Here is a 13,896-nt window from a genome sequence, read left to right as displayed (position 1 = left end):
CAACCGATGTGCCCCACTCCATCACCGGGAGCAGAACATGAAAATCACCCCCTACCTGATCTTCAACGGCGACTGCCAGGATGCCTTCAACTTCTACGCCAAAAGCCTGCCTGGCCAGATCGAAGTCATGATGACCTTCGGCGAAACTCCGGCTCGCGACCATGTGCCAGCGGACTGCCACAACCTGATCATTCATACGCGCCTGTTGGTCGGGGATCAGTCGATCATGGGGTCGGATACCACACCCGATCGCCCCAGCGCCGGCATGAGCGGTTGTTCGGTGTCATTGAATGTCGACCGTGTGGTTGAGGCAGAGCGAGTGTTTGCGGCATTGGCGCAAGGCGGGAGTATTCAAATGCCATTGGAGACAACGTTCTGGGCGGCACGCTTCGGGATGCTGGTCGATCGGTTTGGCGTGTCATGGATGATTAATTGCGAAAAGGACCTATGACCGGCTCTCCCCTTAGACTAATACTTAAGTATAATGGCCATTTGATATTATTCTTAGCTTTTTGTATTCAATAACTAGGTAGAATAACTACACTGTTCACAAATTCAGCTCTTGACATAAAATATTACAAATATAATGCAAAAGGAGTAAATTAATATACCCCCGCTCTCATTTGCCCTAAAAAGAGGCGACAGTTGAACTGGCGCCTTTCGAGCGCGCACCCAAACTGCCATAGAAGACCGTGGAATATCCTTATAAATCAACTCCAGAAATCAAAAATGCGGACTTCCGCACAGTTTATACGCAAGACTTCTCTGTGATGCCTCGTTCTGTAGCCCGATCCGCGGATCAGCCACGCTTCAGTGTTGATCATAGAAAAGTCAACCTAGAGGGCCTAGTCCGACGCAAAGGCGCTCACCAACTAAATCGGATATCAAAAAATCAAATTGGCTAAAGCCTCCACAGTTGGCTATGTCATTGATTCAACTGAAACTACTGGCAATGGAATGGCACCTGCTGACAAGCTCAAAATGTTATAAAAAGTCAGATAATTTCAGTATTATGTGTATTAAGATTGCAGCGCCAGCACATATGAGTAATTTGCACGATGAGTACTGAGAGCAAAATCGAAAATAGCCAGAGGGGTATTCTCGCTATTGGGCGCACTTGGCGCTCGGCAGAGAAACTTCGACAGTTATTTGCACCCAATCTCACGCATATATATACATTAGATTACACAAACCCATTAAATCCAGATAGCGAAGCTCAAGCCCACGATGCCGTACTAATCGACATTGAAAGCCCTTCCATTCTTAATGACTGCCTGGCGCTCATCAAGAAATTACGTACGAGCCCAACAGAACTGTCCATTATCGTTGCAATCAATTTTCGCGCTCCGCAAACCAAAATTGAATGTTACCTGGCCGGTGCAGATCATTGTATCAATGTACCTAACGACCAGGATGAAAAAGCCAGGTTAATTTCAGAGTTGCTCGAAACACCTGAATGGCAGCCTGCCATTAAGTTGACCTTGGACCAAACATGCCTGCACTTATACAACGATGAGCTCAAACTGGATCTGGCTTATCAGGAAATGAAAGCCCTGGATGCGCTTATCAATGCAGAAGGTAATATCCTGCACCATGACTCCATGGCCGAATCCATGGGTTTGAATATCAAACTCTATGACTCACGTGTTCTGGAGAAATCCATAAGCCGCCTTCGAAACAAAATCAAAAAGCACTTCGGCATTAACATCATTCATAGTGTTCGCGGTTATGGCTATCGATTGCTTCGAGGGGTCGTCTCAGTAAAGCAAGCAAACTTTCATTCTTAAAGGGACTAAACAATGGAGTCCAGCAGGCAATATACCGTGCAAGATAACTTCGCATTGGTTTTCTTCAGGCAATCAATCCTCAAGCGAAACGATGAATTGTTCGGCAGTGAGATTTATGCCAAGGCGACCAAACAACAGACACCTCTGAACAAGGGGTATCAGCCATTGCATCCCGATCACCCACTGGCGATTTATCGTGAAGTACTGATGCGGATCCAATTAAATGCCCTTTCACAGATCGAGGCCACGTCGTCCCCATCCGTACAGACACCCAATAAATTGTTCGTGACCATGAACCAATCCGCGTTATTGGATAAAGCGTTCATCCGAGAACTGAACGACGCTCAAACGACACTCAAGAAGCATGAACAACAGCTAATCCCCAGCATTAATGGCAGTTCGCTCCTTTCGTTCAATCTCAAAGAAAAAAGAACCATTATCAATCATATTCATTTATTGAAGGACAACGGGATCGAGATCGCTTTCGATGGCTATGACTTAAGCGATGACAGCGCTGAAAAACTGATCAGCCCGAAGCTGTTCGATTACATAAAAGTGGACCTGACCCGGTCCAATTTCGACATCATGGTCGATAACAGTCAGGACTTTTTCAACAGGTCTTACGACTGCCTGAGCAGCATGATCCATGACAGCAAAATCAGATTCATTGCGGACCGGGTCGAGCACAAAGCACTGCACACACTGGCCCGCAGCATGCCTTTCGATTTTTTCCAGGGGCGGTACTACTCGCCTACCGAGGTTATTTAAGCTTAAAAAATTTCACCAAACTAGGAAGGAGCCTTATTGTGAATACGCCAAACAACAGCTTTCTAATTTTCACCCGAGATCAACTGGCACGACAAGCTATAGAATCGCTTCTCGCACAACGCCTGCATCTATCTTTTGAAATCGAATCTGGCAAACTCAGCAGCGAACGCATCCGAAAGAGTCGATTCACGCACATCCTGCTCGACCAGGCCGATATCTCGCTGAGCGATGTCAGTTTTATCCGCAAAAATCAAAAAGATGCGGAAATCATACTCATAACTCCCAACTCGGAGCATTCAGAACTTCATCACTTCTCGCACTTCGGGGTTGATGGATTTCTCAAGAAACCGGTGGCAGACGACGAGTTCATCTCTGCAGTCAGCCGGGTTAAAGAGTCGCAGGGTAACCCCGACATCTGGTGGTTTAATGCCGACGACAGAACATTAATCAAGGAAGATATAACCATCCCATTGACCGGCACCGAATCGTTAATGCTCACCCAACTGGTCATCAGTGATCGACGGGTACTCAGCAAGAACGATCTTATTCTACGCATCGATAAAGACCCGGAGAATTACAGCGGCCTTGAAATGTGCTTGAGCCGACTGCAGAAAAAATTCAAGACTGCCGCCAACGGGGAACGCCTGATTCGCTCGGTCAGAAACCGTGGTTATTGCCTGGCACAAAGGATCAGAATCGCATACTGATTGAAATCGCAAAAACAATAACAATAAATGCGATTTCCCGCTCAACCCGATACCGCTTGACTGCCTAACCACCTCACCTCGTACTTCCCGCCGCCTGTCCCTCGCACATATTTCTCTCCATAGTTCCTGCCGGATCCCTCCCCATGGCGGGCAAGCGCTTATCGGAATGCTGCAATTTTATAGACGATTTAGCGATGCCCTCCTAATAAAAGAGCACGACCTTTTATAACATGAGCCCTGGAAGTGGTGTCCGTTATAATTCGTCAGACACCCACAAAGATTAAGGTACTAGTATAAAAACCGGACACTGAGACAACCGTATCAGCTGACTTGAAAACAACATTCGGATGGCCAGCCATAGCCCGCGTTATTCCCTTCCAATAATAAAAATAATCTCTGACCGAACTGCGCTCGCTCAGCCTTTGCGCGCGGCTGCCATTTATTAACCGTCGACTGATACACAACGTGGCGCACGCCCGAGGGACACCGCGATGGTACATAATCGTATTAATCGAAACAGCATATCCAAAGGACTGACCTTCTGGGGGCAATGGATAATTGCCATCACTTCGGTCAATGCGTTGTTATTTGCTCTGGCGTTGTACCAGACAGGAGAAATCGAAGCTCATTATCGTGTGCTTGCCGTGCTGACGTTCCTGGGCTCGGTCCCTTCTTACTCCCTGCTGCTGGTCTATCACAAGCAGCATGGATACCTCTCCGGCCTGGGTCGACTGCTGCTGGGGTGGCTGCTGACACTGACCGGCCTGACCAGCATCGGCTTTCTCAGCAAGACCAGCGAATTGTTCTCCCGGGAAATCATCATGGTCTGGGCTGTGGCAGGTTATTGCGTGCAGGCCTTGCTGTACCTGCCTCTGCATAGTTTTTCCAGACACTACCACCGGCAATTGCACAGCCAAAATAACACCCTGATCATCGGCACCGACCAACTGGCGGTGAATCTGGCGGACAAACTGGCCAAAACCGAGTATCCGCCGCTGGTCGGCCTGATTAGCTCAAAACCCAACGAGCTGTCGACCAACGTCAATACCCACCGGATCGTGGGCCAACTGCAGGAACTGCGCGAGCTGATCCGGGTGCACGATGTCCGGCGGTTGTACATCGCGCTGCCTTTGAGCGAAGCCAAACAGGTCGAAGCGCTGTACATCGACCTTCTCGACTCGAATGTGGATGTGGTCTGGGTTCCCGACCTGGGCAGCATGACGTTGCTCAATCATTCCGTCAGCGAGCTGGATGGCCTGCCCGCCATCCACCTCAATGAAAGCCCGCTGACCAGTTACCCGACAGCGGCACTCAGCAAGACCCTGCTGGACAGAGGTCTCGCCGCCCTGGCGCTGATCGCCTTCAGTCCACTGCTGCTGGTGATTGCCGTCGCAGTGAAGATCTCCTCCCCGGGGCCGATCATTTTCAAACAGGAACGGCACGGCTGGAACGGCAAGATCATCAAGGTCTGGAAATTCCGCTCCATGCGCCTGCACGACGACCATCAAGTCCGCCAGGCCGGCCGTGAAGATCCACGCATTACCCCGGTTGGCCGTTTCATTCGACGCACGTCCATCGACGAACTGCCGCAGTTCTTCAACGTACTGCAAGGCCATATGGCGCTGGTCGGGCCGCGGCCGCACGCGATTGCCCATAACGACTACTACACCGGCAAGATCCAGGCCTACATGGCCCGTCATCGAATCAAACCGGGCATCACCGGGCTGGCCCAGATCAGTGGCTGCCGTGGCGAAACCGAGACCCTCGACAAGATGCAAAAGCGCGTGGAGATCGACCTCAACTACATCAACAACTGGTCGTTGTGGCTCGACATCAAGATCCTGATCAAGACGCCTTTTACGCTTTTTTCAAAGGACATCTATTAATCGCTGCGACTTTCACCCCGTTTATTCTTCAGCTTAGCTACCGGGGCAGTCAGGCTCTCTGACTGCTCCGGATTTCCCGCCCCGCTGTCTCAGCCCATTCCTAAATCCCCCCTGTCGCCTTCCAATACCGGCCACTTCGCCTGCCGGCCTGAAGCAACACTTCTCCATGGAGGGGCTCGATGCATGCACCGGGGCCGGCCCGCTAACGGCAAGATAATAAACCCTGGGTATGAAATTAAAGGCGCAATCAAAGAAGTCACTATCTGGATTGACCAGCACGACTCAAATGATGTTCCAGCTCGCATGATCACTTGGCTGTGATTTTCGGAGATTCGGACTTCATAGCTGAAATAATCTCCGAGCTAGGAGCTAGGAGCTGGGCGCAGGTCGCTGAATAAGTAAGCCCGCCACTGCCTTCCTCTAGTCCATGCCAGCGTGTCGAGGAAGACTAGTGCGTTTTGACTGCCAACGAGCGCTTCAGAAATATTGGCCATTATTTCTCCTGACAGAAACTTATGTCCATGCGGACTCGCTGATCACAACCCATCCATTGGCGACCGTCCTGTAGATAAAATGCAGAGTCTTGTTTTTTCCTCTTATCGCCGTGCCTCCAGACACGTCGACCGGAACCCCAAATACACTAATAGCGCCAGAGGTATAATTAACGGCAGGCCTTAGGGTTATCATAATTTCCCTACCGTCTACTGGGTTTACTGCAGTAACGACAGCCCCACCATCGGGAACGCCTTTTTGGTAGGAGAAGAGTGGATAGTTGCAGTCAATCACCAATCCACCAAGCGTCCTGTAATTCGAGAAATTAGGTACATAGCGAATGCCAGAAAGGTTGCCTATATTGGACACCATTGAGTCATTCATCAATGGAGATTCCATTCTGAAATCAACATCAAGATTTACCAGATAGTTTGTGTCGTCGACATCTAGAAATCCCAGCGGCCGAACACCTGCGAATATCGGCTTTGCGATCATGGCACCAACTACTGATCTAAGCTTTATGCCTATCGACCTAGGAAGATGGGAGTTGTTGCCGCGAAGCTCTGGCGCAAAAATCATCACATTTTTATCACCAGACGCATCAATATCTGTACCATTATTCTCAAAATGCATGCCATCAAGAATGGTGCCGTCGGTTGATCGCATGAGTACACCAATATTGTTACTCTGGCAAACCCCGCCAGAAATCTTGATCCGGCTCAGGACATCTTCCTCTCCTTCCAAGTGGGCGAGATCAAAGCCGATTCCGCAATCAAGTGCGACACACTCGATAGCATGCATAACTGCCGCAGCGTTCCTGAACTTGAACCCTATAGCGCACGATTCAACCTCGATGCTCTGCATTTTTGTCATCCAGTTCAACTTTGACCAGAAGACTCCTGTCCAACCGAAGTACTTACCTCCGCCATCAATATAGATTTCGCTGATCATTACGTTTCTACGAGCCTGCGGGCAATTGAATACAGTGACGTTTGAGACAAGCGAAGGGTTCATGACACGGCCACCCTTAACGCTGAAGTTACGAGCTGATGAAGTATTGTCATCACAGTAGAATATTTGGCTATCGCCAGTTACCGGCGCAACTGTCGCCGACTTATCTATCTCTATCTCGCAGCCGTCATAGAGCCTGATGTCCTTTAGCCGGTAAGTGTGCCGCCCGTTAAGGACAACCTTTCCGCTAACAGCTAAGGCGGCAATAAGCGCAGGGGACCAATCCCAAGTGTCCGGATCAAGCGGATTCGGCTTGCTAATCACTAAGCCGGAGTACTCCCAGATGCTGACTACCTGTGCGGACACAAATTGATTGAGATTGCCCATCCCAGCATCTGCGGCGTCAAGAATCTTTCGTTTAAAGCCAGATAGGGCTGCACCACCTTGGCTGGCCATCTCCTGCCGAAGCGCGGCGTCACCAATCACGAAAAGCTTAGCGGCATCGCCCGTCCAGCTTGTGGTGGTAAATGGCAGACTTGCATCCTTGGCGCGATACAGCTCACCACTAAAGCGGAGAACCTGAGTCGGCCGCATAATTTCAAGACCGGCTACGTAATCTACCGGCGTCTCGAATCCGCTACTTTTAAGAAAGTCATTAAACACGGCAACTCGCGCAGCCTGATAAGTATCAAACTCAGATTCGCGGCGCGCTTGATCTGTATTGAACTCCCCCTCCATCCCCATCCACGACTTACGTAGCACACCTAGGCGATCGGGGTAGGACGGATTGGGCCCATTGACGAAGAAGTCCAGACTCTGGGCGTTGTCATACAAGTCTGTTGAGGAAGCTGAGCCAATCGGATTACCGGTTTTGTAGATCATGGTCATCTTGCTCGCGGAGTACGCCAGCGGCGCCGCGAAGGACGCGGTGCCGAGGGCGCTGAGCTTTAACAATTGCCGGCGATTTACCATGACGACCAAACCTCCAAAACAGGAACAGCAAGCAGTATGCCGGTGGAAAGTTTCGTGGGGCGTAGCGGCCAAGACTGGTCACTACTGGGGGCGCATCACTCTCAGGAGGGCCGAGGCCAATCCCTGTTCATGACCATATCGATACTGGACATTGTGATGAAGTCAGGAACGATAATGACCCAGTCAACATCGACAATCGGCCACTTGAGGAGTTCCAACTTTACGCAGAACCGCTGACTGATCCTGCCGCCATCGAGGCCGCTAATCAGTACATTAATGACCTGATCGCCATGGCAACTACCGGACCTGCTCACGCGTCAGCGTGCCCGCCACCATCAAGTCGCACAGAAAGCCGCGCAATTGGTTTTGCGTACTGAGCATGCCGGCATGGGTTAGGCCTCAAAACGAAAGTCTTCCACTTGGGGCCGCAGCAAGGGCGAGTCTACGCCAGGGGCAAAAACAGATTGCGCTCAGATAAAAGCACTGAGAAAATCAATATCACTTTAATATTATCAACCCATCATTGATGGTGCCTATGAACCTATGAATTGGGTGGGCTGCTATCCCTTATGTCCCAGGGAACACTTAAGACAGCAACAGTCTGAATGCTTTAATTCCAAACTTCCTGATCTATTGTAAGAAAAAATCGAGGACTTCTCAGGCTCCGACATCCTAGATTTTGATAGGTCGCCCAAACGCCGATCAATCACGTACTGAAGAAGCGGCCTGCTGATACAGCGAAAATAAACGTTTAGCATATAAACTATGTCCGTAATCATTCGGATGCCAGCGCACCCCATCAGATGAACCGGCACCATGAGCTAGTGGAAGGGCCGCAATATCGGCTACTGAGGAGTAAGGCACATGTTCTTCAGCGGATACTAACGCCATAACTCTATCGACCTCCCTGGACCAACCACTGTATTGCCCAAGGCCATCTTGACGAGACAAGGACCATGGGCCTACGGCAATGATACTTGGACGGCTATCGAATGAACGAAGAGCAGTAATTAACTTTCTGTAATTTTCTTCTAAATTACCGACCCCACTTCTAATGTCTTCGTGCTCACCTAACTGAATAACTACAAGATTTGGGCGTGTATTAATTGCAGAGTCCAATGCGCGGAGTCGTTCTTCAACTGAGCCACTTCTTCCTGCGTTGTGATAACAAACCGCCGTCGGCTGCTTGCGGGCTTCACTAATTTTTTGACTTAAAATACTTACATAGTCAGACTGCCTAGAGGACGCTGCCATACCACCTGTATGACTCCATCCTAAATTCTTCTTTGTAGTTTCATCGAAGCCATGCAAAGTAATACTGTCACCGACAAACAATATCCGGTAAGCCTTGACATTTCCGGTATCACATTGCGTTACAGCATCTAGTTGCGACAACGGTGCAGCAGCCAAGAAAGAGCAACCAAGGGCAAGAATCCCCCCCATCAACACTCTCATTAGAACTTTCATTTTTCACCCGTTTTCTAAAATCAACCGAATCACTAAAATATTGTTTAACATAGCGATTTTTAGCCCATCCGTAAGTGGATATTCAACAAAACGATACATGAAAGCCCCGACGCAAAGGGTAATAAAGATACTGCCAAGCACCGACGAAACAGAATAGATAATGCCAAGTCTCTTGAACACCTCAGCACCACAGCTGGCAGTTGTGGGATTAGACAAATAAATGGAGTAAGACGCCGTCCCCAAAAACACCAAACCCTGAGACACTGCAATCTTTAACGCCTTTTCAAAATTTGCACCGCGATAAACCACCCAAAAATATGCCAGACCATAAGTTATAGTATTGCCACATTCATGGTAGCGCAAAAAAACAAGCAGCCAAGTGAAAGCAGCAGAATGACAACAGTAGCACTTCGCCCAATGAGTACACCTCGTAGCATTAGCCTAGCCGTCAACACCCCCCACAAAAAAATTAAGAACCATTGGATAGAAATAAAATACCAAAGCCACACTCCATGCATCCGATTTAAATACTGACACAACTGCGAAAGCAGCTAATACCGATACTGTAAATTTCACCGCACCCACCCGATCCAACAATGCCAGTGTAAAACCGGGCCGACTCCTATTGCGAGAATGACCTCTTCGCATGCAGCGCGCTAAGTAACAATTACGTTGGTTTTTTCAGTTCGAGGCGCGTATTTCACTAGGGACTAGTAACGGAGTGGTCTCGGTTATTTCAGCTCAGGCTTTTAACTGCCAGGGGGAGCAACTAACCACCCCATCTTTCACCTTTAGCATTGACAACGATTACCTAACGGTAACTCCCGTGGTTGCGACCACTGGGGCGTTCATATTCGCTATTGCCGCGCTGGGTGGTACCAGTATGAAGCCTGATAGGTCATAGCATGAAGCGCCCGCACGGCTTGGATCGCAAGCCGTGCGGGGAGGGTTTAGGCGGGTGTTTTTATGGCGGGCGTAGTGTCGGCTGTAGGTTTTGCGAGGCGCCTTTTAATCAGGGCGTTTAGCCGCGAGGTCGCAGGCGTCTCTATCAAAGCATAGAAAAAGCTGCCGGCCACAATGGCGATCAGAGTGCTGAAGATTACTGAGATCGAGGGAATGATTAGGCCAATACGCTTTAGTATTTCCGGCGCCGCGGGCGATAGCAGAGGGTGAAACAGATAGATGGAATAAGAGGCGGCTCCAAGAAAAACAAGTAATTTGGGTACAGTAACGTTAACGGTTTTCTCGATGGACGCGCATCCGTATACCGTAAAAAGCGAGGCGATTCCGTAGAGTATTGTTCCGCCCCACTCAGTGGAGCGTGGTAGGAATAGATAAGCCAGTGACAATACAACTAATATAACGGCAAGAGACTTAGGCATGTAAATACGCTTCTGGATAAGACGCGCGGCCAGCATTCCCCATAGAAAATTAAGGACAATCGGATCTGCATAGAATTGCATCGCCGGTGACCAGTTTTCTGTTTTAAAGAATGAGGCGACGGTCAATAAACCGAACAGCACGGCGCACCAGCGTATGGCGCTCAACTTTAGCAGCAGGCAAAGGGTAAACACGGCATAAAAGAACATTTCAAATAGCAGTGTCCAGCCGACGCCCAATAGCGGCTTGATTTCGTTATCAATATTTACGGAAGGAATAAAAAAATATGATTTAAATATATAGCCCCAGTCAATTTCGGCGTGCAACACCAAGTGCGCGGCTGAGAGTAACACGAACAGTTTTATGGTGGTGGCAACCCAGTACAGCGGCACGATACGGGCAATTCTGCGGGCGGCGAAGTGCTTCCAGCCATTGGCCGTTCCGTGCAGTTTTTCAGAGGCGAGAATCATGACGAAGCCGCTGATCACAAAGAATAAGGAAACGCCATGGCTTCCGGGTCCGTACCTGAATGCGTCAGGATCTAGTCGTTCTTGCGCATAAAACGCGGAATGGCATAGGACGACGGCTAGCGCTGCGATAAAACGTAGCACCTGGATTAGATCGTATTTTTCTGATCTTTCCGGTGGGTTGTATGTTTCGCGCAGCATAGTTAATAAGTTCTTCACGAGGTCCCTCTCCTAAAAGCTGTGTTTTGATATCGATTTAGCGTCGTAGGTGTATTCGCTGCCAGCCGTGGTCGCTGGTGAACGAACCGGTGTCGCCGAATACGCAATATCGAGTCGCTCGATAGCCGGCCGTGATGCATGAGCAGTCCAGCCCCTGAGCTTTCGATAGGCCCATCTCCAGCCATGTTTAGGTGCATTGTTCTTGCTTGCCCTATATCTCCGGAGCCGTCTACTGCGGTGTGGCATCAGTTACCGGATCGCTAGCGCTCGCATAAATACCCTCCTTGCTTGAAGGGTATAGATAGGATCAACGGTACAACATGACAGCAGACCGCTTAGTGCTTAAAGTCTTTTCAGCGCAGCCAGTATCTGGAGGCCAGCAAACCCATCAACACGCCGATACTATTTGCCAGCATGTCGTAGGGCGAAGCCGTGCGTAACGGCATCAAACCCTGCGCGGCCTCGATGATTACGCCAGTGAGCAAACAGCCCACGGCGACCCACCGAAATTTCACATTGGGAAAGGCCAGCCGGCAGCTGCATGTAAATACCAGAAAGCCGATCCAGTGATGGAGCTTGTCCTCTTCGACGAACAGTTCCGGGATCGGCTGAGCGCGCAATCCCGCGAACAGCAGTATCGCCGTCACCATGGCAAAGGCCAGGCACCGGAGCCAGAACGGCAATTCGATCAAGCCTTTGAGCCATGTGATCATTCGGTAATTTTCTCGAAGTTGTTGTAGAACAGGCTGCTGTCACGCCCGTCGGTCATGGTCTGCAATGAGTAGGCACGGCTCAGGCGCGCACCACCATCGCGAGTCAGTGGCGTCCAAATGATATTGGCACGACGCATGGTCGAGGTACTCAACAGCTCGTCGAACGGGATGGAAATGTAAATGCCTTTGTCAAAGCTGCCCTCGCCATATTCCGCCTTCGACGCCGTGGTCAGGGTGACCCAGCCGCCAAACTTCACGCCATTCTTGAACTCCCGTGACAAGTCGACAGTGGTGCCCCAGTCCCGTGCCAGGTAACGCCCGACGCTGACCGCTGCCAGCATGTCATTGGGCAATTCAGTATAGCTGGTGACATGACCCGTTATGGTCTGGTAATCGCGCAGGCCGAAGCCCTGATCAAAGTCCCGCTGGCGCACAAAGTTCAGATCGGCGCCCAATGACCAGCGTTTCCCCGTGGGTCGATACAGCACTTCGCTGCCGACCCCGGCATACATGGATTCCAGATAGCCGCCATAGACCATGCCATACCAGTCCCGATCCAGCTGCGCCGCGTGGTTGAACTGGAACGTCGGCATCGTCACATCGGAGGTGGTCAGGTATTGACGCAAATCGGTGCGCACTCGCGGCAACCCGCTCGGTGCGTCGTAGGTGAACTTGTCGTAGTTGTTCAGCAGGTTGACGCTGAGCAGGCCGCTCCACCAGGTGTTGCGGGTGAAACGGTACTCCGCATCGGCATCAGCGGTGAACTGATAGAGCAAGCCATTGGGGCCGCCAATATTCTGTTTGTAGCCCAGGCCCAAGCCATAGCTGAACGGTTCCAGCGCCTGGGTATAGAGCGTGGTTTCCCGGTGTGCAGTCGCCGGGTTAACCTCGGTCGTACGGTGCAGATCCTTCAGCGGCTGGTCGTTGTTCACCACCGCGCGGAAGGTTTCTCGCGGCACGCTGGTTTCTTCGATAGACATGTCATAACGCTGATTCACCAGGGTGAACCAGTCGATGTCCTGATTGACGCTGTTATCGAGAATCCGGCTGGCCCGCCCGACAGCCTTGGCCGAATAAAAATAGCGAGACTGCTCGCCATACACCATCAACTCCGAACCGCGTTGGGTAATGCGTTTGACCTTATAGCCAGCATTTTGCTGTAACCGATTGGAGACATCGGCCCAGTTGACCTGGTCGGCCGGAGTCGACGGTGCCTGCGCCGGCAGCGGCTCGGCGGGAGGGTCATAGGTCTTCACCGGTGCCTTGCGGCTGACAAAGTTGGTGTGCAGGGTGATGCCGAACATCGCCGTATTGCCACGCTCCCAACCGGCGCTCAGGTCGACGCTGTCGGCCAGCTTGTAGACCACGCCGACGTTGATCGGCAGGTCTTGCTTGAGCGGGTTGTCCAGTGGCTCGTTCTTGTAATCGTTGCCCTCGTACTCGATCTTCAGTCTCAGTGGTTCCCAGGGCGTTTGATAGGCAATCCCACCGAACAACGAAGGGCGGCCCCTGAAGTACGCGTTGGTGTTCACGTCCCCTGCCCTGGCCACAGCCGCCGTGCTCTGTGGCCGGTCGTTGAATTGGCTGCCCAATACCGACAGCGGGTTACTGAAATCCCCACGATTACCCAGATAACCCCAGGCAATGCCGAGGCTGAAATCCAGGTCGCCATAACGCTTGTTGGCGACGAAATACTCGCTGGAAAACAGCCCGGTACCACCAATGTCCCGGGCGCCGATAGCGACCTGCGGGGCCCAGTGAGTTTCTTCCCAAAGCCGCGCTTTCAAGTCGATGGCCTTGTCTTTGAAGCTCTGGCCGTCGCTAAAGTCCTCGGGGCCGTAATTACGGTTGGTGATCGCGGTGTAACGAAACGAGCCCTCCAGCCAATCGAGTGGCTGCAAGGAAAAACTGTAGCGCGAATAAGGGTCGGTACGGCTGGCCGTGATGCTCAACTCCCCCGCCGGGGCCATGCGCGCAGTGGGGGTCTGTAACAGACCGACGCCACCAAAATCACTCTGGGTGTAGCGCGGTTCACCGTGAGCCAATCCGCAGGGCAGGAGCAATGCAGCAGCAAAACGTAACTTCAA

Annotated in this window: 11 protein-coding genes; 5 read left to right on the top strand and 6 right to left on the bottom strand. The window is 51.0% G+C overall.

Annotation, left to right across the window (positions count from 1 at the left end):
* Positions 1 to 37: 37 nt before the first annotated feature.
* The 5 genes from FFH90_RS10655 (at position 38) to FFH90_RS10635 (ending at position 5,148) form a co-directional block, all read left to right on the top strand.
* Entirely contained in the window at positions 38 to 451 is a 414-nt protein-coding gene (locus FFH90_RS10655; protein ID WP_111453707.1) for a VOC family protein, read from the top strand.
* Positions 452 to 1,058: 607 nt separating this feature from the next.
* The gene (locus FFH90_RS10650) at positions 1,059 to 1,787 is read left to right on the top strand and encodes a winged helix-turn-helix domain-containing protein (RefSeq protein ID WP_018928259.1); all 729 of its coding nucleotides are present in this window, start codon (positions 1,059 to 1,061) and stop codon (positions 1,785 to 1,787) included.
* A gap of 12 nt (positions 1,788 to 1,799) precedes the next feature.
* Entirely contained in the window at positions 1,800 to 2,555 is a 756-nt protein-coding gene (locus tag FFH90_RS10645; protein ID WP_018928260.1) for an EAL domain-containing protein, read from the top strand.
* 38 nt (positions 2,556 to 2,593) lie between these two features.
* A complete protein-coding gene (locus FFH90_RS30250; protein ID WP_111453706.1) occupies positions 2,594 to 3,262 on the top strand; it encodes a winged helix-turn-helix domain-containing protein in 669 nt (222 codons plus the stop codon).
* Between the two features lie 491 nt (positions 3,263 to 3,753).
* Positions 3,754 to 5,148, top strand: a complete 1,395-nt coding sequence (locus tag FFH90_RS10635) for an undecaprenyl-phosphate glucose phosphotransferase (protein WP_018928262.1) — start codon at positions 3,754 to 3,756, stop codon at positions 5,146 to 5,148.
* Positions 5,149 to 5,661: 513 nt separating this feature from the next.
* Here the strand turns inward: FFH90_RS10635 and FFH90_RS10630 are convergent.
* The 6 genes from FFH90_RS10630 to FFH90_RS10600 all read right to left on the bottom strand — a co-directional run bounded on the left by FFH90_RS10630 (position 5,662) and on the right by FFH90_RS10600 (position 13,896).
* Positions 5,662 to 7,563: a hypothetical protein gene (locus tag FFH90_RS10630; RefSeq protein ID WP_138867129.1), complete on the bottom strand. Its 1,902-nt coding sequence runs from the start codon at positions 7,561 to 7,563 to the stop codon at positions 5,662 to 5,664.
* Positions 7,564 to 8,265: 702 nt separating this feature from the next.
* Entirely contained in the window at positions 8,266 to 9,030 is a 765-nt protein-coding gene (locus FFH90_RS10625; RefSeq protein ID WP_138867128.1) for an SGNH/GDSL hydrolase family protein, read from the bottom strand.
* 3 nt (positions 9,031 to 9,033) lie between these two features.
* Positions 9,034 to 9,393 (bottom strand): hypothetical protein, encoded by a 360-nt coding sequence (locus tag FFH90_RS10620; RefSeq protein ID WP_138867127.1) that lies wholly within the window; start codon positions 9,391 to 9,393, stop codon positions 9,034 to 9,036.
* Positions 9,394 to 9,980: 587 nt separating this feature from the next.
* Positions 9,981 to 11,096, bottom strand: a complete 1,116-nt coding sequence (locus FFH90_RS10615) for an acyltransferase (RefSeq protein WP_256663685.1) — start codon at positions 11,094 to 11,096, stop codon at positions 9,981 to 9,983.
* Between the two features lie 353 nt (positions 11,097 to 11,449).
* Complete coding sequence (locus FFH90_RS10605) at positions 11,450 to 11,809, bottom strand: VanZ family protein (protein WP_138867126.1); 360 nt, start codon at positions 11,807 to 11,809, stop codon at positions 11,450 to 11,452.
* Positions 11,806 to 13,896, bottom strand: a complete 2,091-nt coding sequence (locus FFH90_RS10600; RefSeq protein WP_138867125.1) for a YjbH domain-containing protein — start codon at positions 13,894 to 13,896, stop codon at positions 11,806 to 11,808. The genes FFH90_RS10605 and FFH90_RS10600 overlap by 4 nt, the downstream gene beginning before the upstream one ends.

It is taken from the genome of Pseudomonas sp. ATCC 43928 (assembly GCF_005938665.2).
Classification (GTDB): domain Bacteria; phylum Pseudomonadota; class Gammaproteobacteria; order Pseudomonadales; family Pseudomonadaceae; genus Aquipseudomonas.
This window is presented reverse-complemented; position numbering and strand designations above follow the sequence as displayed.